We start from the raw sequence: 21,400 nt of genomic DNA, 5'->3' as shown, positions 1-21,400 counted from the left end.
GGAGCATTGCCCGGCGCGGGAGCATTGCCCGGCGCGGGAGCATTGCCCGGCGCGGGAGCATTGCCCGGCGCGGGAGCATTGCCCGGCGCGGGAGCATTGCCCGGCGCGGGAGCATTGCCCGGCGCGGGAGCATTGCCCGGCGCGGCGCCGCTGCCCGGCGCGGGAGCGTTGCCCGGCGCGGCGCCGCTCGGAGCGGGGGCGTTTCCGGATGTGGCCGAGCGGGCCTTCGCCGATCCGACCGACATGGCCATCGCCCGGGCCGCCGCCCTCTTCGAGAACATGCAGCCGGCCGAGGCCGCCGCGATGCTCGAACCGGTGCTCGCCGGGCATCCGGACGCGGCGGCCGGCTGGATCCTGATGGCCCGGGTCCGGCTCGCCCTCGACCAGGTCGACCCGGCGCTGGCCGCCGCGCAGAAAGCCACCGAACTGGCGCCCGACGACCCGCGGCCGCTCGCCATCGCCAGCCGGGCGCTCACCCTGCAGGGCAAACACGACGAGGCGATGTCGATGGCGTACCGGGCGGTCATCGTCGAGCCGAAGAACCCGCTCTGGCACGACCGGGTGGCCTGGGCGCTGCTGGCCGCCGACCGGCAGCTTGCCGACGCCGAGCAGGCCGCACGCACCGCCATCGGGCTGGACCCGAACGAGGCACACTACTACTTCACCCACGGGGTGGCGCTGGCCGCGCTCGGGCACGTCGACCAGGCGCGGCAGGCGCTGACCACGTCGCTACGGCTGGAACCGGGCAATCCGGTCGCCCGGCAGCGGCTCGACGTCCTCAACGGCGCCGCGCCCCCGGCCGTGGAGAAGAAGAAGCGGGGCTGGAAGCTGTTCGGACGCCGATCGGGGAACGTCCCGGTGCGGCCGGAGGAGCGCACCTGAGCTAGGGACGGGCGCGCTTGGCCCGGTGGCGCAGCAGGAGCCACACCAGCCAGCCGGCGCCGATGATGAAACCGAAACTGATCAGACGGTAGAGAACCACCGCGGCGACCGCGTTGGCGCTGGTCAGGCCACCGGCCACCAGGCCCAGCACCAGCGCGGCGTCGACGATGCCGAGGCCGCCGGGAACCACCGGCACGCTCGCCGCAGCCATCCCCGCGCAGTACGCGATCAGCAGGTGCACCGGCGTGATCCGGTCCGCGCCCACCGCGATGCAGCACATCCACAGGCACAACGCGTCGAACAGCCAGTTCGCGCAGGCCAGCAGCGCCGCCACGAGGAAGTGCACCGGATGCACCCGGATCGCCTGCAACTGAGTGACGAAGCCGAACAGCCGGTCCGCGCCGTGCTCCGGCGGCCGACGGCGCACCCGGTTCACCCCGCCCAGCAGCGCCCGCACCGGACGGTCCAGCCACAACGGGTGGCTGGCGAGCAGCCGGACCGCCGCGGTCACCGCGACCGCCGCGACCGCGTACCCGACCAGGGTGCGCCAGCTGCCGGTGTTGCGGGCCAGGAGCCCGCCGACCGAGCCGACCAGGATCAGCGCGCCCGTGGAGAGCACCCCGCTCAGCGCGATGCACCAGGAGGCCTCCGCGGGGGAGACGCCGTACCGCCGCATCTGCCGGAAGTTGAAGCTGGTGGAGAACACCGGCCCGCCGGGCAGGGTCACGCTCAGCGAGTGCGCCGCGTAGGCCATCGCCACATGCCGCCGTACGCTGACCTTGGTGCCCGCGCCACGCAGCAGCGCCCGCTGCATCCGCGCATACGTCCCCATCGAGACGATCTCCGCGGCCAGCGCCCCGCCGACCCAGCCCCACTGCGGCGCGCGCAGCTGGGCGAACGCCTCGGTCAGCGCGGGCCAGCCGATGACCAGCTCCGTGCCCAGGACAGCGACCATCACGACGGCCAGCAGCGACCCCCGGCCGAACCGTCGTGGCCGGCCGGTCGCCGACGTGGCCGCCGCCGGAGTGCCGGTCGCGGTCATCACCGTCGATCGTGCCACCTCGCCCGGGAACTTTCCTCGCTTCAACGGGATCAATCGCGGCGCTGCTCCGGGCCGGGGTGTTGCGTATGGCGCGGAGCGGGTGGTGACCGGCGGACCGGGGCCGCCTTCGGCCGTTTCGCGTCGGCGCCGGTATTTCCGGCCGCCCGTGCCACTCCTTCGCTCCGTCACTTCCGGACGCTGCCCACCTGCTCACCACGCTGTCACCCGCTCCCTCTGCTGCTTCCCGCGCTGGACTCGCCGCCTGGCGGTGCTCACCTCCCGTTCTGCTGCCCTCACTTCCTGCCGTCTTCCGCCACCGCCTGCCTGCCGCTATTACCTCCCTGCCGGTTGCGCTCGCTGCCACCGCTTCCCTGCCGGCTGCCGTCTTCTCCTCCCGTTGTCCTCCGTCGCTGCCGGCTTCCCAGCCGCTCCCCACACCCCGAGCGGGTGAGCGGCGCCGGGAAGCCGCGGCGGACCGTGACCGGCCTTGGTGATGGTGCCTGCCCATCCGTTCCTCGTTGGGTTTTCCACACTGCGCCGCTGTCCACAGGCTGCGCGGCCGGATTCCGCCCGGGGTGGCAGAGTCCGGGCGTTCCATTTCGCGGGCGAGGAGGATGCGATGCGTTACCTGTAGGCAGGCGGCGGCCGGGGTCAGCCGTTGACCTCGCGGCGGACCCGTTCGGGCCGGTGCGCGCCGGGCGTGCGCTGCCGGGGCAGCTTGGCGGGTGTTCCCGAGGGGTCGCCGGCCGGCCTGGTTGCCTCCGAGGCGGGCGCATCGGCCGCCGAGCCGGGGGGCCGCCCGGGCACCGGGTCGGGAGGCGGCCCGGGCACCGGGTCGGGAGGCGGCCCGGGCACCGGGTCGGGGGCGGAAGGGCGGGGCGAGGCGGGACCGGCCGTGCGGGAACCGGTCGACGTGCTCCACGACCAGGGGTCGGCCGGGCTGTCCGGGGTCACCGCGGCCGACTCGTCCGGGTCGGGCTGCGGGGTGACGACCAGCGCGACGCCGCCCAGGCCGATGCCGGCGTAGCGGACCGGGTGCATCGTGCGCAGCACGAGGGCGTGCGCGAGCCCGGTGACCAGGCAGGCCGCCAGGCCGCCCAGCACCACGGTCACCCAGATGGATCCGGAGCGGACCCCGAGCAGGGACGGGAGGTGTCGGCCGGCGATGTGGAGCAGCAGGCCCAGGAACACGGTGGACACGACGGGCGTGAGGAACCGCGTCCAGAGGTTCTCCCGGCCCGGGGCACGATTCAGGTGCAGGAGCGCGCCGAGTGCGGTGAGCAGCAACAACACCAGGACGGCGAGCCCGCCGCCGACGACGAGACGGCGCGCGGTGCGGGCCGAGGCCTCGGCGCCGGCCAGATGGGCGCCGGTCAGCGCGGCGCCCACGATCAGCGATTGGGTCAGTGAGGCGGCGCGGGGGGCGCCGGTGTGGTGCGATACCTGCCCCAGTACGCCGGGCAGGACCCGTTCACGGCCGAGCGCATACAGCTGGCGGGTGATCGCGTGGTGCAGTGCGAGGATCGCGGCGAGCAGGCCGGTCAGCAGCGTCAACCGGCTCAGGGTGACGGCCCACGGGGCGAGCCGCTCGTCGGCCAGCGCGAACAGCAGCTCCGGTCCTCGGGCGGCGGCCCGACCGGCCACCTCGCGCGGGCCGGCCGCGACGACCACGCTCCAGGTGACGCCGGCCAGCAGCAGCGCGACGAGCAGCGTCGCCACCCGGGCGGCCCGGCCGGTGGTGCGGCGCGGGTCGTGGGACTCCTCCGCGTACGCCCCGGCGGTCTCGATGCCGACGAAGGCCAGCACCGCGACAACGAGCAGCAGGCCGAGCAGCGGACGGTCGACCCGGGCCGGATCGGTCGGCAGGACGGAGCCGATCTCGATCCGGTCGCCGGCCGGACGCAGCACGTTGGCCGCGGCCAGACCGGTCAGCACGGCGGCCTGGGCGACGCTCAGCAGGGCGATCACCCCGGCGGCGAACTCCACGCGCAGCGTGCCGCAGCACGCCACCAGGGCCCAGCAGCCGGCAGCCACCGCCCACCAGGGCGCGCTCACCGCGAACCAGTTGTCCAGCAGCGGCGCGGCGGCCTGGCCGAGCATGGCGTAGAGACCGAACTGGATCGCGTGGTAGCCGGCCAGGGCCAGCCACGCGGCGATCAGCGCGGCGGGGCGGCCCAGGCCGCGGGCGATCTGCGGGTACGCCGCGCCGGCGCCGGGGTGGCGGCGGATCATCGCGGCATACGGGGTGCTGAAGAGCAACAGCAGGACCGTGACGGCGAGGATGGACAGGGCGGCCAGCGGGCCGGCGCCGGTGGCCAGGACCGGCGGGGTCACCGTGACCATCGTGGCGATCGGGGCGGTCGCGGAGGCACCGAAGAAGGCGGCGAAGCCGGCGCCGACACGGGCCCCGGCGAGCCCGGCGGGCGCCGGGTGCACGGGTTCGTCAGGGCTGGCCACGGACTCCATTCAGGTCTACCGGACCGACTTTGACAACCACAAGTGACGACACAATGACCACTAGTGAGCAGATTGGCACAACCGGGCGGCGACCGGCCGTCGAAGGAACGGATCGGGCATGAGCCTCGATCCGGCGCGGACCCGCCGATGCCACGCTACGGCTGCCCGCCGGGCGCAGCGCGCCGCAGCGCGCGTCGGGCACCGGGGGCTGCAGCACTCCCGGCGGGGCGGCACAGCGGCGGGCCGGACGGCGCGGCGGGCAGCGGGACGAGGACGGGCGGGCGGGGAGACGAGGACGGGCGAGCAGCACGGCGAGGACGAGCGAGCGGGGAGACGAGGACGGGCGAGCAGCACGGCGAGGACGGGCAAGCAGCACGGCGAGGACGGGCAAGCAGCACGGCGAGGACGGGCGAGCAACGGGACGAGGACCGACGGCAGGGGACCGGGACGGGCCGGCAGCAGGGCGAGGACGGGCGAGCAGCACGGCGAGGACGGGCGAGCAACGGGACGAGGACGGACGGCAGGGGACCGGGACGGGCCGGCAGCAGGGCGAGGGCGGGCGGGCAGCGGCGCGAGGGCGGCACTCCCGCAGCGGCCAGCGGCGCGGCGGCCGGGGCGGCGCCCGGTGCGGGCCGTGACGGGCGGGCTGCAACGGGGCCGGTGCAATCAACGGGGCCGGTTGCAATTCCTCAACTGGGTTGCTCTCGCGCCGACTGCAACCACGTGCTCGCCACCCAGCAACTGACGGAGTTCCTCGCCGTCGTCGCCGACCGGCCCGATGAGGCCGCAGCGCAACACGCCGCCGTCGAGTGTGCGGTCCGCGCGCTCGGCGCCGACCTCGCGGTGCTGATGGTCGACGGGGGTGTGGTCGCCGCGGTCGGCCTGCCGGCCGAACGGATCCCGGCCCGCACCCTGGCCGAGATCGCCGCCGGTCTGCGCGCCACCTTCGAGGCCGACGGCCGCCGCTACGCGGTCGCCCTGGCGCACCTCGGCGGCCTGCGACCGGGGGTGCTGGTGCTGGGCCGGGAGGCCGGGTTCAGCGTCGAGGAGGTGTGCCTGCTCCGCGGGATGGCCCGCGTGCTCGAACTGAGCCTGCAGGCGCTGTACCTGATCGAGGCCGAACGCCGGCACGCCGCCGAGAACGACCGGCTGATCAGCTCCCTGCAGCGGCGGCAGCGGCTCTTCGACGAGCTGAGCTCGGTGCAGCGGGCGATCGCCCGCCGGGAACCGCTGCGCCGGATCCTCGACCAGATCACCGCGAGCGCCGCCGAGCTGCTGGACGTGCAGATGTCCGGGCTGACCGTGCTGGACGTGGACGACCCCAGCCGGACCAGCCTCTTCGCCAGCCGGGGCGTGCCCGAGGAGGCCGTGCTGCGGATGCAGGCGGTGCCGGTGGCCGCGCTGGGCGCCGCCGGGCTCGCGATCATGGGCGACGAGCTGGTCGCGGTCGACGACTACGCGAGCTCACCGATCGCGGTGCCGGAGATCGTCCGGGCGAAGCTGAAGAGTGTGATGGCGGTGCCGGTCCACGAGGACGGCGCCGTGGTCGGCGCCCTGTTCGTCGGCTGCTACCGGGAGATCCGGGAATGGGACCAGGCGTCGCGGGAGATCCTGCAGGCCTTCGCCGAGCACGTCAGCCTGGCCATCACCGATGCCCGCACGCTGCGCGAGATGAACCACGCGTTCCACGACTCGCTGACCGGGCTGGCCAACCGCTCGCTGTTCACCACCCGGCTGGAGAACGCGTTCGCCACCGCCCGGACCGGCGGGGTGGCCGCGCTGCTGGTCGACCTGGACCGGTTCAAGGTGGTGAACGACTCGCTGGGACACGCGGTCGGTGACCGGCTGCTGGCGGCGGTGGCCGAGCGGCTGCGGGAGTGCCTGCGCACCGGGGACACCGCGGCCCGGCTGGGCGGGGACGAGTTCGCCGTGCTGCTCCCGGAGATCTCCGGCGTGGACGCGGCGGTGCCGGTGGCCCGGCGCATCGTGCAGGCGCTGCGCGACCCGTTCGACCTGGACGGGCGGGAGATCTACGCGAGCTGCAGCGTCGGGGTGGCGTACGCCGAGGCCGGCGATGTCGAGCCGGAGGACCTGCTGGTCCGCGCCGACCTGGCGATGTTCGAGGCGAAGAAGCTGGGCAAGGACCAGTTCGCGGTCTTCGAGCCGGCCATGCGGGAGTCGTTCCAGAAGCACCTGCAGATGGAGGCCGACCTGCGCCGGGCGGTGCTGCGGCACGAGTTCGAGCTGCGGTTCCAGCCGATCGTGCGGCTGCGTACCGAAGAGATCTCCGGCCTGGAGGCGCTGGTCCGCTGGCAGCATCCGGACCGGGGGATGATCCCGCCGATGGAGTTCATCCCGCTCGCCGAGGAGACCGGGCTGATCGTGCCGATCGGCGAGTGGGTGCTGCGTGAGGCGTGCCGGCAGGCGGCCCGGTGGAACAGCCGGCGCGCCGGGCAGGCGCCCCTCACGGTGAGCGTGAACCTCTCCGCGGTCCAGCTGGAGCGCGCCGATCTGCCCCGGCTGGTCGGGTCGGCGCTGGCGGACAGCGGGCTGCCGGCCGAGTGTCTGATCATCGAGCTGACCGAGTCGCTGCTGGTGGACCACCGGCCGGAGACGCTGCGCCGGCTGGAGGAGATCAAGGCGCTCGGGGTCCGGCTGGCGATCGACGACTTCGGCACCGGGTACTCGTCGCTGGCGTACCTGCGGAACTTCCCGGTGGACATCATCAAGATCGACAAGTCGTTCGTCGACGACATCGGGGACCTGCCGGCCGCGGCCGCCCTGACCCTGGGGATCATCCAGCTCGGCCAGGCGCTGCAGCTGTCCACCGTCGCCGAGGGGATCGAGGACGCCGGCCAGCTCAGTGAGCTCACCGACGGCAACTGCGAGCTGGGGCAGGGATACTACTTCGCGGAGCCTCTGACCAGCGTCGCAATGGACAACCTGCTGTTCGCGGATCCGTCACCACCCTCCCAGGAGTGACGCGGAGTGACCGGATCGACCGAATTCTCCTGTGGCGCAGATCTCATTAAGCTGCTGTTCACCTGAGGATCACGTCGACCACCGACGGTGGAGCCATGGGTGCTCTGCTGACCGTCGTGGTGCCGGTCTACGCGGTCGAGGGATTCCTCCTGGCCTGTCTCGACTCGATCCGGGCCGGACTGAGTCCGCAGGAGAACGCGGACGTCGAGGTGATCGCCGTCGACGACGCCTCGCCGGACCGCTGCGGCGCGCTGCTGGACACGTACGCGGAACGCCACGGCGGCCTCCGGGTGCTGCACCTGCCCAGCAACGTCGGCCTCGGGCCGGCCCGCAACGCCGGCCTGGCCGAGGCCACCGGCCGCTACGTCTGGTTCGTCGACAGCGACGACCGGCTGCCACCCGGCTCGGTGCGCGCCGTGCTGGACCGCCTGCGCCGGTCGGAACCGGACGTGCTGCTCGTCGACCATCTGCGCGAGCACGAGGACGGCCGGCTGGAGACCGACGCCAGCTCCCCGCTGCTGGCCGGGCCGCCGAGCCTGGACCGCCTGCTGGGCGTGCAGCACACCGCGTGGAACCGGATCGTCCGCCGCGGCCTGCTGCTGGAGAACCAGCTGCGGTTCCCCGCCGGGTGGTACGAGGACGTGCCGTTCAGCAATCCGGTCCTGATCGCCGCGGACCGCATCGACGTGCTGAACCGGGTCTGCTACCACTACCGGATCGGCCGCCCCGGCGCGATCACCGCGACCCGCAGCTCCCGCCATTTCGAGGCGTTCGACCAGTACGACGCGCTGCACCACTGGCTCGACCGGGTCGGCGCCGCGCCGGCCGTACGTTCCCGGGTGTTCACCTTGATGATCAACCACCTGATGGTGGTCGCCGGGAACGACTCGCGGATGCATCCGAGCTGCCGCCGCCCGTTCTTCCGGCGCATCGCCGAGCTGTACCGCCGGCATCTGCCCGCCGGCCACCGGATGCCGCCCGGCGCCGCCGGCATGAAGCACCGGCTGGTCGCGATGAACAGCTACCCGCTGTACGCCGCGCTGCGCGCCGGTTACCGGCTCGCCGGCCTCCGGAGCCGGTCCACCCAACGGCCACCTGCGGTTTCCCGGAGCATCCCCTCGATGCCACAACCGGTCCAAACCACCTCTCTACGTTGACCGCGTGCTTCGACCCGCCACCGACTCCGACCGTGACCAGGTGCTGCGCTGGCGCAACCACCCGTCGGTACGAGCCGTCAGCCTCACCACCCATGAGATCCAGCCCGCCGAGCACGCGGCCTGGTGGGCGGCCCGCAGCGGCGACGTCCTGATCTACGAGGAGGACGGCGTACCGGCCGGGGTGGTGATCTTCAGCGGCAACACCTGGTCGTTCTACCTCGACGTCGAAGGGCTCGGCCCGCGCCTGCTGCCGGCCTGGATGCGGCTGGAGAAGGAGGCCGTCGAGTACGCCTTCGGCACGCTGGGCCTGGACACCCTCGGCGGCGAGACGCTCGAGGAGAACACGCAGGTGCTCGCGCTGCACAGGCGGTTCGGCTTCCGCGAGACGCGCAGATATGAACGGCTGGTCGACGGGGTCCCCAAGACGGTCGTCTGGACAGAGAGAGCGAAATGAGCAGAACGAAGCCCTACATCGTCGCGGAGATGTCCGGGAACCACAACGGTTCGCTGGACCGGGCGCTGCGGCTGGTGGACGCCGCCGCGGACGCGGGCGCGGACGCCATCAAGATCCAGACGTACACCGCGGACACCATGACCGTGGACGTCAAGCACCCGCGTTTCCAGATCTCCGCCGGCCACGACCTGTGGGGTGGTGACTACCTCTACCAGCTCTTCGAGCGCGCCCACACCCCGTGGGACTGGCACGCGCCGATCTTCGAGCGGGCGCGCGAGCGGGGCATCACGCCGTTCTCCAGCCCGTTCGACCGGACCGCGGTCGAGCTGCTGGAGAAGCTGGACGCGCCGATGTACAAGATCGCCTCGTCGGAGATCACCGACCTGCCGCTGATCCGGCTCTGCGCCTCGACCGGCAAGCCGGTGATCATCTCGACCGGCATGGCCACGCTCCACGAGATCACCGCGGCGGTGGAGGCGGCACGGGGCGCCGGCGCCACCGACATCACCGTGCTCAGCTGCACCGCGTCATACCCCGCCCCGCCCGAGCAGACCAACCTGCGGCGCATCCCGGTGCTGGCCGAGGCGCTGCGGCTGCCGATCGGCCTGAGCGACCACACGCTGGGCATCGGTGTGCCGGTCGCCGCGGTCGCGTTGGGCGCGGTGCTCATCGAGAAACACGTGACGCTCAGCCGTACCGACGGCGGCGTGGACTCGGCCTTCTCCCTGGAGCCGAGCGAACTCGCCGCCCTGGTGACCGAGTCCGAGCGCGCCTGGCAGGCGCTGGGCACCACGGCCATCGGACCCACCGAGGCGGAGCGGGAGAGCCTGCGTTTCCGCCGCTCGCTCTACGTGGTGGCCGACGTGCGGGCCGGCGATCCGGTGACCGAGGAGAACGTCCGCTCGATCCGCCCCACCGGCGGCCTGGAGCCGGACATGATGGGCACCGTGCTGGGCCGCGTCTTCACCGCCGACGCCGCCAAGGGCACGCCGCTGAGCTGGGACCTGATCTGACGTGCTGCTGAACGCCAACAAGCAGGAGTGGAAGCACTTCCTCAACGCCGCCGAGGTGTTCTGGCAGAAGAACCTGCCGCCGCCCGCCGACGACGGCGTGATCCTGGTGGAGGCCTTCCACCAGGATCTGCGGGTGACCCTGCGCAACCTCGCGGTCGCCAACGCGATCCGCCGGATCCGACCGGCCCGCATGATCGTCTTCACCGGGGTCGAGGAGTCCTGGGCCAAGACGCTCTGGCAGGGCTTCGACGTGTCGCTGGTGCGCGAGTTCGCGGCCGCGTACGGCGCGTCCGAGACCATCGACGTCTGGGACGTCATCCGCCGGTCGGACGCCACGCCGTCGCCCGAGCTGGCGGCGACCGTGGCGGCGAACATCCGGGCCACCGACGCCCGGCTCGCCAAGCTGCCCCGGATGCGGGAGAACCCGCCGGCCGAGCGGGTGCGCTACGGCAACGCCCTGGCCGCGTACTACGAGCAGCAGTTCCGGGCAAACGTGGTGGCGCTGGTCACCAGCCACGTCGACTACGACCAGTGGGGCCTGGCGGTGGACGTCGCCCGGCGGGCCGGCGTCCCGGTGATCCACACCCAGCAGACCGGCTGCCTCAAGGCGTACGCGTTGTTCCCCGAGCACGACACGCACACCGAGACCTTCCGCGGCGAGCTGACCCGGCAGATCGGCGAGGTCTTCGACCGCCAGGTCTGGCCGCGCCGGGAGAAGCTGCGCCCGGTGACCGAGCTGATCGCCTGGCGGGCCAAGGTCAACCTGGGCCGGCCGAGCTGGTGGCGGGGCGGCACGAGCGCCTCGGTCGACCTGAACAACCCGGCCGAGCGTGCCCTGCTGCGCAGCCACGCGGCCGCCCGGTTCGGCCTCGACCCCGACCGGCCGATCGTCGCGGTGTTCAACCACGCCGTCTCGGACGCGCTGGGCACCAACCGCGAGCTGTTCCCCAGCCTGTCCGAGTGGTTCACGCAGACCGCCGAGTGGGCGGCCGGCCGCACCGACGCGCAGTGGTTGTTCCTGGACCACCCCAGCCAGAGGCTCTACGACTCCACCGGCTTCTTCGACGCGCTGGCCGAGCAGCACCGCAAGGCCAGGCACCTGGTCTTCCGGCCCAGCGCCACGCTCAGCAAGAACGCCCTGTGGAGCCTCACCGACCTGGGCGTCACGGTGCGCGGCAGCGTGAGCAACGAACTGCCGGCGTACGGCATCCCGGTGATCCAGGCCGGCTGGTCGGAGTGGAGCTCGTGCGGGCTCTCCACGGTGGTGGACTCCACCGACGCGTACTTCAAGACGCTGGACGAGAGCATCACCGCCATCCGCGACGGCGCCACCCTGGTCACCGAGGAGCAGGTGCAGCGCGCCCGGCTCTGGCTGTGGCTGTACCGCAGCGGCTCGGACGTGGTCACCCCACAGGTCCCGCAGTGGGAGGTCTGGCCGGTGAACACCCTGCTCAAGACGATGCGGGCGACGTTCCGGCACATCGAGAGCGACGCCGACCCGCTGTTCGAGACGGTGGAGCGGATGTGGACCCGGCGGGAGCCGCTGCTGACCCGGACCGACCTGTCATGAGCATCGGTTCGTGGTTTCGCACCGACTTCGACGAGCCGTCGGTGGCCGCCCCGCTCCCGCTGGAACTGACCAGCGGGTCCAGCTCGGCGATCGTGATCCTGGACCAGATGATCCGCGGCACCGGGATCGTCGGGCGGGTCAACGGCGAGTTCGGCGCGGTGGCGATCAAGGTGAACGGCACCGGCGCCCCGGTCCGGGTGACCGTCTCGGTCGGGCTGGACGAGATGGGTACCCGCTGGTGGTCCGACCGGGTGCGGCCGTCCCGGCTGGCCCCCGAGCTGCCCCGCCTGGTCATGGTGCGGGTGCAGGGCCGGATCCGCGGCGCGCTGGTGCTGGCCCGGCGGCAGGGCTGGCGTGGCGCCGCCCCGGCCACCGCCACGCTCGGCTTCGACCTGCCGGCCGGCGAGCTGCAGGACGAGGGCATGCTGATCGTGGAGCTCGCCGAGCCCTCGCTCCCGTCGTGGGCGGCGCCGCGGCTCAGCGCGAGGGCCGCGATCGGACTGCGGATCAACAGCGTTTCGGTACGGGAGCAGGCCACGCCCGCCCCGGTGAGCGGCCCGGCCGGGCACACCGGGTGCGACTTCGCGGTGGCGCAGCCGGGTCGGCACGGGGCGTACCGGCTGGAGGTGGCCGGGGTGCCGGCCGCCCCGCCGCTGCCGGTCAGCCCACGCAACCGGTGGACCCGGCAGAAACCGGCCCGGGCGGTGTTCAAGCTGTCCCGGGCGGCGCGGCGGGTGGCCGTACGGGCGGTTCCGCACCGGCCCGGCGAGCTGGCCGGGGTGCTGGCGACCGACCTGATCACCGGCGAGCCGGTGCCGGTGGAGGTGGCCCACCTCGCCGACGGGGCCATGACGGTACGGTTCGCCGCCCCGGTGCCGAACCCGGTGCTGCTCGGCTCGGCGCAGTCGCAGCCCACCCTGTCCTGGCGGCTGGCCCCCGAGGGGACACCGGCCGAGCCGGCGCCCGGCCGGGCCGCGCAGCAGGCGGGGCTGGCGTGACCGGCGGGAAGCCGGGGCGGTCATGACGTACCGCCCGAGCCTCGGCGGCGACCCGCTGGCCAACCACCGGCTCCTGCAGGATCTGCTGGACACCCGGCCGCCCGGTCAGCTGGAGCTGCCGCCCGGCGCCCACCCGCTCGCCGAGGGCCTGCGGGTGCCCGGCGGCTGGACGGTACGCGGCTCGTCGGCCACACAGACCTGGCTGGTCTCGGAGTCCACCACCGGCCATCCGGTGCTGCACGTGCTCGGCTCCGGAGTGTCGATCAGCGACCTGGGCCTGCGGCCGGCCCCGTCCGACCCGGGCGAGCACGGCGGCGACCGCGGCACCGGCCTGACCATCGGCGAGTACCTCTATCCGGGCGCCCCGGAGTGGATCAGTGACGTGGACGTCCACCGGGTGCACGTCGACCACGGCGCGCTGCGCACCGCGAACGCGATCGGCGTGATGGGCGCGGTGCGCCGGACCGTGCTGCACGACGTCCAGGTCACCGGCGGCTGGACCGGGGTCGCGGTGCACTGGGGCGCGGCCGGGTCGGATGTCTCGTCGATCACCGGCCCGACCTACCACCCGCACCGGCTGACCGTCTCCGACCTGCGGGTCCGTGGCGCGATCGAGGGCTTCTACCTGAGCTCGGTGCATGACGTCCGGGTGTCCGGCGCCTGCCTGCGCGACGTGGAGATGGGCTTCCGGCTGCTGCCCGGCGACAACGCCGACCGGTTCGTGTCGTCGTCGGAGGACGTCGGCGCCCGGATCGAGGTCGACGACGTCTGCGTGCGCTGGACCGGCCCGCGCTACGCGGTCCGGATCGCCGGTTGGGGCCGCAGCGAGGTGGACGGGGTGGTGAGCGTGCTGGCCTACCGGGACAGCGTGGTCCGGGACTGCCGGCTGGCCGGCAGCGGGACCGGCCACGACTGGTCGCCGGTGCGCTTCGAGCGGGCCTGCGGGGTCGAGTTGCGCGACGTCACCGTGACGACCGGGGCCGGTGACTGCTGCCGGCTCGGCACGCCGGACTGACTCCGGGCCGGGTTTCGCCCCTGCAAGATCGTCGCCTACAGTGGACGCTGAAACCGCTGCGGTACAGGTCAACGGGCTTTTACAGCGCCTGTTTCAGGTCGTTTCATGCGATCGGTGGATCTGCCCGGAGCGCCCGGAACCGGCCGGGGAGGACGCCGCCACGTCCCCCCGGCCGCCCGCGCGCTAACGTGCCGGTGATGGATCTCGACGTGGACGGCCGGGCCCTGGCCGTGGTGTCGGCCGGTGGCGTGCTCGGCGCGCTCACCCGGTACGCCGCCGGCGTCGCCTGGCCGCACGCCGCGGGCGGGTTCCCGTGGTCCACCTGGTCGGTCAACGTCTCCGGGTGCTTCCTGATCGGGGCGCTGCTCACCCTGCTCGGCCGGTTCCGCCCCGGCCACCGGCTGACCCGGCTGTTCCTCGGCACCGGGGTGCTCGGCGGCTACACCACCTTCTCCACCGCCGCGAACGACGTGCTGCGGGCGCCCGCACCGACCGGCCTGGCGTACCTGGCCGCGACCGTCGCCGGGGCGCTGCTCGCGGTGTGGGCCGGCAGCTCGCTGGCGTCCCTCGGCGGCCCGGCGGACGGCAAACCGGTAAGCGGCGCGCCCACGGGCGAACGGCTTCCGAGCGGCCCGGCGGACGGCAAACCGGTAAGCGGCGCGCCCACGGGCGAACGGCTTCCGAGCGGCCCGGCGGGCGGCGGAGCGCCCCGATGACGGCGCTGCTCGTCGCGCTCGGCGCGGCGGTCGGGGCGCCCCTGCGCTACCTCACCGACCGGTACGTCCAGGCCCGCTACGGCGCCGGGTTCCCGTGGGGCACCCTCGCCGTGAACGTGACCGGCTCGCTGATCCTCGGGCTGGTACTCGGGATGCCGCTCTCGCCCCGGCTCGCCGCGCTGGTCGGGACCGGGTTCTGCGGGGCGCTCACCACGTACTCGACGTTCTCCTGGGAGGCGCTGACCCTCGCCCGGCGCGGGAGGCAGGCGACCGCCCTGGCATATGTGCTCATCAGCGTCCTGGCGGGGCTGGGCGCCGCGACGCTGGGCGCGATCACGGCGCGCGCGTTCTGAGGCGCCGCCGCGGCGGGGCTGGTGGCACGGCGGGCCGGGCGCCGTTCGTACCGGAAAGGCGAGCGGTCCGGGCGCGAGACGCGCCCGGACCGGACCGGCGGCCTCAGCCGACCGGGGTGAGCGGCCGCCGAGCCGGCGTGGCCGCAACCTCGGCGGGCAGCTCGTGCGCCACCTGCGGGAGCCAGTTCAGCCAGCCCGGGAGCCACCAGTTCGCCCGCCCGAGCAGGGCCATCACGGCCGGCAGCAGCACCGCCCGGATGATCGTGGCGTCCAGCAGCACCGCGGCCGCCAGCCCGACGCCCAGCTCCTTGGTGGAGGTCAGCGGCAGCGTGGCGAACAGGGCGAAGACCGCCACCATCACCACGGCCGCGCTGGTGATCACGCCGGCCGTGCGGCCGATCCCCTCCCGCACCGCCTGCCGGGTGGGCAGGCCCCGGTCGTGGCCCTCACGGATCCGGCTCAGCACGAACACGTGGTAGTCCATCGACAGGCCGAACAGGATCACGAAGAGGAACAGCGGGATCCAGTTGGTGATCCCGGCGGAGGCGGTGAAGTCCAGCTGCTTCTCGAAGTGACCGTACTGGAAGACGTAGACCAGCATCCCGTAGGCGGCGGCCACCGAGATCAGGTTGAGCACCACCCCGGTGATCGCGACGGTCACCGAGCGGAACGACACGAGCAGGAGCAGGAAGGCCAGGCCGAGCACGAACCCGAAGACCCAGGGCAGGCTCCTCTCCAGCTGCCCGTTGAAGTCGACGCTGCCCGCGGTCTCCCCGCTGACCAGCGCGGTCGCGCCGGGCAGCCGGCCGAACGCGGCCGGCACGACCTCGCCCCGCAGCAGCTTCAGGGCGTCCACGGCGGCCCGGTCGTCACCGTGCCCGGTCAGCCCCACCGAGACGACGGCGACCGTACCGGCCGGGTTGATCCGCACGTCGACCGGCTCGACCAGCCGGCCGCCGCTGCCGCCGACCGCCGCCCGGAAGTCGGCCAGCGCCCGCTCGAACCGCTCCCCGCGCACGGTCGGCGCCCGCACCACCACCTCGGCCGGGGTGGTCTTGCTGGGGAACGCGTCGCCGATCGCCCGGTACGCCTGCACCACCGGCATCCTCGGCGACAGATCCTCGATGACCTCACCCCGGGTCCGCAGGTCGAGCACCGGCGCGGCCAGCGCGCCCAGGACGCCCAGCGCGACCACGACCGAGATCAGCGGGCGGGCCAGCACGGCGCGCAGCAGGCCGTTCCACAGCCGGCCGTCGCTGCGGCGGCGGTACAGACCGGGGATCTTGATCGCGTCGACCCGGTCGCCGAGCGCCGACAGCAGCGCCGGCAGCACGGTCAGCGAGCCGAGCACGGCGGTCGCGACCACCAGGATGGTGCCGAGGCCGAAACTGACGAACGTGGTGTCCCGGGTGAGGAACATCCCGGCCATCGCCACGATCACGGTCAGGCCGGAGATCCAGATCGACCGTCCCGAGGTCTGCGCGGCGATCATCAACGCCCGGTCCGGGCCGGCCCCGGCGCGGCGCTCGTCGCGTTCCCGGCGGATGTAGAACAGGCAGTAGTCGACCCCGACGGCGAGCCCGACCAGCAGCATCACGTGCGAGGTGGCGTCGACCGTGGGCGCGAGCCGGCTACCGGCGGCCATCAGCCCGATCGCCGCGACCACCGCGGTCACCGCCAGCCCCACCGGCAGCAGCGCGGCCACCACCGCGCCGAACGCCACCAGCAGGATGCCGAGGGTCACCGGGATGGAGAGCATGGACAGCCGGGACAGGCCCGCCTCCAGCTCGTCGCCGATCAGCTTGTCGCCGCTGGCGTCGCCGGCCTCGGCGATGAACAGGTCCGGATGCCCGGACTGCACCCGCGCGACGGCGTCCAGGGCGGGGCCGACCCGGTCCTTCGCGGTCGCCGGGTCACCGGAGATGCTGAAGGCGATCAGCGTGGACCGGCCGTCCGGTGACTGGATGGGCGGCTGCACGTCGGTGACGTCGCTCAGCCCGCTCAGCGTCCGGCTGACCTCGGCGGTGGCCGGCCCCCGGTCGCTACCGGCCCGGCTCTGGATCAGCACCATCTCGCCGGCCGGCCGCTCCGGGAAGCCCGCCCCCTCGACGATCTTCTCGGCCCGGCCGGAGTCCCCGCTGCCCTGGTCGGCGAAGCTCGCCTCACGGGTGCCCAGCTGTCCGCTGAGAACGACGGTCCCGGCGACGAACGCGATCCAGCCGAGGATCGCGAGCATCCGGTGCCGGGCGCTCCAGAGCGCGGCCCGGGCCGCGATTCCCTTGACTTTCCCCCTGTGTTCCATGCCTGGAGACGCTAGGGACCGCGGCGACCCGGATCGATCCGGCGAGCACCCGGAGCGGGGTAGGGTTAGCCCTACGTCTGCAGGTAGGCCAGCACCGCCAGGACCCGCCGGTGCTGCTCCTCGTCCTGGTGCAGGTCGAGCTTGGTGAAGATGTTCCGGACGTGCTTCTCCACCGCGCCGTCGGTGACCACCATCTTGCGGGCGATCGCGGCGTTCGACATGCCCTCGGCCATCAACCCCAGCACCTCCCGCTCGCGCGGGGTGAGGCTGCGCAGCGGGTCGTCGCGCCGGCGCCGCACCAGCAGCTGGCCGACCACCTCCGGGTCGAGCACGGTGCCGCCCTCGGCCACCCGGCGCAGGCCGTCCAGGAACTCGGCGACCAGCGACACCCGGTCCTTGAGCAGATAGCCGACCGCCCCACGGCGGTCGGCCAGCAGATCATCCGCGTACGACACCTCGACGTACTGGGAGAGCACCAGGATCGGGGTGCCCTGCACCGCGGCCCGGGCCTCCACGGCGGCCCGCAGGCCCTCGTCGGTGTGCGACGGCGGCATCCGGACGTCCACGATGGAGACGTCCGGACGGTGTTGTTTGATCGCCGCGACGAGGGACGGCCCGTCGCCGACGGCCGCCACCACGGTGTGACCGTTCTCCTCGACGAGCCGGACCAGACCCTCGCGCAACAGCACGGCGTCGTCGGCTATCACCACGCGCATGCCGCCATGCTGTCAGAACGCCGGACCCGCCGGTGACCCGCACCGCGCTCAGAGCGGCAGCGCGGCGGTCAGCCGGGTCCCCGCGCCGTCCGGGCTCTCCACCGACAGCACGCCGCCGGCCGCCTTCACCCGATCGTCCAGACCGGCCAGTCCGTGGCCCTTGGCCAGGCTGGCGCCGCCCACCCCGTCGTCGGCGACGGTCACCAGCAGCCCGGTGGCCAGCCGCTGCACGCTGACCTGCACCTCGCTGGCGTGGCTGTGCTTCGCGACGTTGGTGAGCGCCTCGGCGACCACGAAGTACGCCGTCGACTCGACCTCCGGCGCCAGCCGGTCGAGCGCCGGGGCGTCCAGATCCACCGGGACGGTGCAGCGCCCCGCCAGCGCGGTCAGCGCGGCCTGCAGACCGCGGTCCACCAGGATCGGCGGGGCGATGCCGCGGGACAGCGCGCGCAGCTCGTCCAGCGTCTCCCGGGTCTGGTGGAGCGCCTCCGCCACGGTGGCCCGGGCCGCCTCCGGATCGGTGCCGAACTGCTGTTCGGCCCGGCCCAGGTCCATGGCCAGCCGGACCAGCCGCTGCTGCGGGCCGTCGTGGATGTCGCGCTCCAGCTTGCGCAGCGCGGTCGCCTCGGCCGAGACGGCCGCCGCCCTCTGCTCCTGCGCGGTGTCCCGGGCCGCGTTCGCGTCGGCGACCTGGCGGCGGAGCTCGGCGACGCCACTGAGCAGACCCCGGGCGAACTGGGCCTCCAGCAGGGCGGCGCCCCGGACCACCGGGAAGAGCGTGAGCGCGAAGAAGGCGCCGATGATCAGGTTGACGGCGATCCTGGTGACGGCGCTGTCCGGGAGGCCGAGCAGCTCCGGCAGCTCCAGGTTCTCCGGCGGGTGGGGCACCACCCAGTCCCAGGCCGGGTAGCTGAGCCCGATCAGCGCCGCCGCCCACCAGGTGAGGACGACGCCGAACGCGATGGTGCTCGGGATGAACCGGAAGACGCCGTGCACCAGGTCCAGCCAGGACTGGGCGTCGGCGAGCGGGCTGAGCAGCCTGCCGACCCAGCCGCCGGACCGCGCGGTGCGGTAACGCGGGTGCGCGATCCGGCGCCGCAGCACCGGGCCGATCCGCAGCCGTTCCAGGTGGGCGAGACCCCGGGACATGGCCAGCGTGCCGGCCAGCAGCGGCAGGCCGACCCAGATGATCACCATGCCGACGCCGAGCGCGAACCCGGTCAGGCAGAGCACCACGGTGACCAGGCCGATCGGGAAGCCGAACAGCACGTATTGGGTGTCGATGCCCAGCTGACGCAGGTGGCGCCGGGCCGGGACCCCGGCGGGGGCGGCCGGGACTGGAGCGTACGTCGTTGTCATGCCCTCGACGCTAGGCACCGCGGCCCTCCCATCCGATCCTGCGGACCGCCGTCTGGACAGTAGGGTTAACCCCCTACCGCACCTCGTACACGGTCACCGTCCCCCGCTGGTAACGCAACCGTGCGACGTCCGCCAGGCGTGGCGACACCGCACCGGCCCGGGTGTCGGCGAACAGCCAGCGGACCCGGTAATCGTCGCGCAGCCGCGCCACGTCGGCCGGGTCGGCCCGGCTGAACACCCGCTCGTTGAGCTGGTACACGCCGGGTTCAGGGGCCGGCTGGTAGAAGTACTTGAGCCCGTCGCGGCCGTTGGCCGCCACCGTCTCGTCGCTGTAGGCCCAGCTCTCCACCAGGGTGCGCCGCCCGCCCAGCCCGGCGACCCAGAACGCCCGGGCGTTGCAGACCTTGACCCGCATCGGCATGCAGTGCACGTTGGTGGCCACCACGTCGTCCCGGCCGGCGTTCGCGTCCAGCCAGAGCGCCGCCGCCATCTCCGGGGCGCGCACCGCCACCCCCTTGTTGCTCGTCTTCACCGGCGGGTCGGCGAGGGTCTCGGTGGTCCACCGGACGCCACCGGCGATCGAGGCGCCGGCCACCGCCGCGAGCAGGGCGACCGGCACGGCACGGGCGCCGCGCCGACGCCAGAGAAGGACCACGACCAGGATCGCGGCCACGGTCAGCGCGGCGACCCGCAGCACCGGTACGGCCAGCGTCCACGCCCAGTTCCCGATCGTCTCCCGGGCCGGCACGTGCACCGCCGGCAGCAGCAGCTCGCCGAGCGCCCCGGCGATCAGCCCGGCGACCGGCGCGCGCCACCCGCGTACCCGGTCGGCCAGCGACCAGGCCAGCAGCACCGCGCCGAAGGGGGCGGCCGCGGCGAAGAAGTACAGCTGGCTCGCCGACGGATGCCAGAGCGCCCAGGCCGCCCCGGTCCCGGCCACCACGATGCCGGCCAGCAGCGGGAACGCCGGATCGGTACGGGTGGCGCCGCGCGGCCGCAGCAGCCCGCCCAGCCGCGGGGCCTGCAGCAGCAACGCCCAGAGCACCACCCAGGCGACGAACCAGCGGCCCGCCGTGCCGGCCTGCTCCACACCGAGCGGCACCAGCCCGTTGCGGACCACGCCGTCGCCGGCCCCGAGCGTGTCCCGGTACGGCTCGATCCACCCGAGCAGGCTCAGCGCCTGCGGCTGCAGGGTGCCGGCCCCGCCGCCGGCGAAGAGCCGGAGTCCGGCCGCCATCCCGAACCCGGTGACGGCGAGCAGGCCGGCCGCCGCCCACGGCGGTCTGCGCCGGCACAGCGTCACCGCACCGGTGAGCGCCAGCCCGGCCGCCACCGGCGGGAGCACGCTCGCCTTGGACCCGGCGCACGCCACCGCCAGCACCGGCAGGAACGCCCAGCCCCAGCCCAGCGGGCGGCCCCGCAGCCGGTCCACGGCGAGCACCACGAACAGGCCGATCAGCGGTACCGCGAAGGTCTGCGAGGGGCTGTTCACGGTGACCGGCACGGGGGCGGAGAAGGTCGGCACGGCCGAGCCCAGCGAGAGGGCCTGGCCGGCGAAGGCGACCGTGGCCGCCAGCGGGCCGGCCCACCACCGGCCGGTCAGGGCGCGGGCCAGCACCGCGTACACGACCGCGGCGATCGAGACGATCGGGATCAGCCAGAGCCGCAGCAGCACCGTGGTCGGCGCGATGCCGGTGACCATGCTGGCGGTGGCGATGTCCGCGTCGGAGAGGTAGTGGTACCGCAGCGTGTCGCCGGCCAGCTGGGGCACCTGGAACGGCATCGAGCGCATCATCTCGTGCACCAGCGCCAGGTGGTAGTACAGGTCCGGGTAGTACTCGTGGGTGACCGGGGGCAGCGGGGTCGCGAAGACCGTGGCCGCCCAGCCGGTGATCGCGACGAGCGTCGCCGCCATCGCCCACGACCAGCGCAGCGGCAGCGGATCCCCGGGGCCGCGCCGCCAGTGCCGCCGCAGCCGCGGCACGGCCAGGAACGGCAGCACGACCAGGACCGGCCAGAGGATCAGGAGGTGCTGCAGCCCGGTGGCGGCGCCCAGGGCCCAGCCGGCCAGCATCACCACCAGGCCGGTGGCCGCGCCCAGGCCGAGGTCCTCCGGCCAGTTGCCGCGGCTGCCGAACAGCCCCCGGAACACCAGCGTGCCCGGGGTCACGACGGCCAGCAGCAGGTAGGCCGCGTAGAGCGCGACCTCGCGGGCCGGGGTGTCGCTGCCCAGCAGCGCCGCGAGGGCCGCGACGGCCGGGAACACCCACGGCAGCAGGGCCCGCAGGGCCCGCGGATCCCGGCGCGCCGGCGGCGACATGTCCGCCGGCGCCTCGGTGACCCGCGACGTGTCGATCTCCCCCGTGGTGGTCATCGCCTCGGCT

At 73.8% G+C, this 21,400-nt stretch carries 16 protein-coding genes; 10 read left to right on the top strand and 6 right to left on the bottom strand.

The genetic code is table 11. The annotated features are described in order from the left end of the window. Positions 1 to 210: 210 nt before the first annotated feature. Entirely contained in the window at positions 211 to 882 is a 672-nt protein-coding gene (locus ACTEI_RS02060) for a tetratricopeptide repeat protein (protein WP_239082551.1), read from the top strand. A gap of 1 nt (position 883) precedes the next feature. Here the strand turns inward: ACTEI_RS02060 and ACTEI_RS02055 are convergent, their stop codons facing one another. Together ACTEI_RS02055 and ACTEI_RS38855 are read right to left on the bottom strand one after the other, a co-directional pair. Beyond that, positions 884 to 1,924 carry a lysylphosphatidylglycerol synthase transmembrane domain-containing protein gene (locus tag ACTEI_RS02055; protein WP_122976082.1) on the bottom strand — a complete coding sequence of 347 codons (1,041 nt, stop codon included), beginning with the start codon at positions 1,922 to 1,924 and terminating at the stop codon, positions 884 to 886. Positions 1,925 to 2,575: 651 nt separating this feature from the next. Continuing rightward, positions 2,576 to 4,381 carry an APC family permease gene (locus tag ACTEI_RS38855; protein WP_262384794.1) on the bottom strand — a complete coding sequence of 602 codons (1,806 nt, stop codon included), beginning with the start codon at positions 4,379 to 4,381 and terminating at the stop codon, positions 2,576 to 2,578. A gap of 723 nt (positions 4,382 to 5,104) precedes the next feature. Here ACTEI_RS38855 and ACTEI_RS02045 point away from each other — a divergent pair. The 9 genes from ACTEI_RS02045 (at position 5,105) to crcB (ending at position 14,639) form a co-directional block, all read left to right on the top strand. Then, positions 5,105 to 7,363 (top strand): putative bifunctional diguanylate cyclase/phosphodiesterase, encoded by a 2,259-nt coding sequence (locus ACTEI_RS02045; RefSeq protein WP_239082549.1) that lies wholly within the window; start codon positions 5,105 to 5,107, stop codon positions 7,361 to 7,363. Between the two features lie 95 nt (positions 7,364 to 7,458). Next, a complete protein-coding gene (locus ACTEI_RS02040) occupies positions 7,459 to 8,520 on the top strand; it encodes a glycosyltransferase family 2 protein (RefSeq protein ID WP_122976080.1) in 1,062 nt (353 codons plus the stop codon). A gap of 4 nt (positions 8,521 to 8,524) precedes the next feature. Next, positions 8,525 to 8,974, top strand: a complete 450-nt coding sequence (locus tag ACTEI_RS02035; RefSeq protein ID WP_122976079.1) for a GNAT family N-acetyltransferase — start codon at positions 8,525 to 8,527, stop codon at positions 8,972 to 8,974. After that, a complete protein-coding gene (pseI, locus tag ACTEI_RS02030) occupies positions 8,971 to 9,987 on the top strand; it encodes a pseudaminic acid synthase (protein ID WP_122976078.1) in 1,017 nt (338 codons plus the stop codon). Before ACTEI_RS02035 ends, pseI begins: the two co-directional genes overlap by 4 nt. A gap of 1 nt (position 9,988) precedes the next feature. Continuing rightward, the gene (locus tag ACTEI_RS02025; protein ID WP_122976077.1) at positions 9,989 to 11,557 is read left to right on the top strand and encodes a hypothetical protein; all 1,569 of its coding nucleotides are present in this window, start codon (positions 9,989 to 9,991) and stop codon (positions 11,555 to 11,557) included. Further along, the gene (locus ACTEI_RS02020) at positions 11,554 to 12,555 is read left to right on the top strand and encodes a hypothetical protein (protein WP_122976076.1); all 1,002 of its coding nucleotides are present in this window, start codon (positions 11,554 to 11,556) and stop codon (positions 12,553 to 12,555) included. The genes ACTEI_RS02025 and ACTEI_RS02020 overlap by 4 nt, the downstream gene beginning before the upstream one ends. Before the next feature lie 22 nt (positions 12,556 to 12,577). Further along, positions 12,578 to 13,570 (top strand): hypothetical protein, encoded by a 993-nt coding sequence (locus ACTEI_RS02015; RefSeq protein ID WP_122976075.1) that lies wholly within the window; start codon positions 12,578 to 12,580, stop codon positions 13,568 to 13,570. Between the two features lie 197 nt (positions 13,571 to 13,767). Beyond that, entirely contained in the window at positions 13,768 to 14,286 is a 519-nt protein-coding gene (locus ACTEI_RS02010) for a fluoride efflux transporter FluC (protein WP_122981869.1), read from the top strand. Continuing rightward, positions 14,283 to 14,639 (top strand): fluoride efflux transporter CrcB, encoded by a 357-nt coding sequence (gene crcB / locus ACTEI_RS02005; RefSeq protein ID WP_122976074.1) that lies wholly within the window; start codon positions 14,283 to 14,285, stop codon positions 14,637 to 14,639. The genes ACTEI_RS02010 and crcB overlap by 4 nt, the downstream gene beginning before the upstream one ends. 103 nt (positions 14,640 to 14,742) lie before the next feature. Here crcB and ACTEI_RS02000 read toward each other — a convergent pair whose 3' ends face one another. The 4 genes from ACTEI_RS02000 to ACTEI_RS01985 all read right to left on the bottom strand — a co-directional run bounded on the left by ACTEI_RS02000 (position 14,743) and on the right by ACTEI_RS01985 (position 21,390). Next, positions 14,743 to 16,941 (bottom strand): MMPL family transporter, encoded by a 2,199-nt coding sequence (locus tag ACTEI_RS02000; RefSeq protein ID WP_122976073.1) that lies wholly within the window; start codon positions 16,939 to 16,941, stop codon positions 14,743 to 14,745. Between the two features lie 71 nt (positions 16,942 to 17,012). Continuing rightward, positions 17,013 to 17,657 (bottom strand): response regulator, encoded by a 645-nt coding sequence (locus tag ACTEI_RS01995; protein ID WP_122976072.1) that lies wholly within the window; start codon positions 17,655 to 17,657, stop codon positions 17,013 to 17,015. Positions 17,658 to 17,705: 48 nt separating this feature from the next. Further along, complete coding sequence (locus ACTEI_RS01990; protein ID WP_122976071.1) at positions 17,706 to 19,016, bottom strand: sensor histidine kinase; 1,311 nt, start codon at positions 19,014 to 19,016, stop codon at positions 17,706 to 17,708. 73 nt (positions 19,017 to 19,089) lie between these two features. Next, a complete protein-coding gene (locus ACTEI_RS01985; RefSeq protein ID WP_122976070.1) occupies positions 19,090 to 21,390 on the bottom strand; it encodes a hypothetical protein in 2,301 nt (766 codons plus the stop codon). Positions 21,391 to 21,400: the final 10 nt, after the last annotated feature.

The sequence above is a fragment of the Actinoplanes teichomyceticus ATCC 31121 genome (genome assembly GCF_003711105.1).
Classification (GTDB): Bacteria; Actinomycetota; Actinomycetes; order Mycobacteriales; family Micromonosporaceae; genus Actinoplanes; species Actinoplanes teichomyceticus.
The sequence above is the reverse complement of the archived record's forward strand: the minus strand, read 5'-3'. Positions and strand labels throughout refer to the sequence as shown.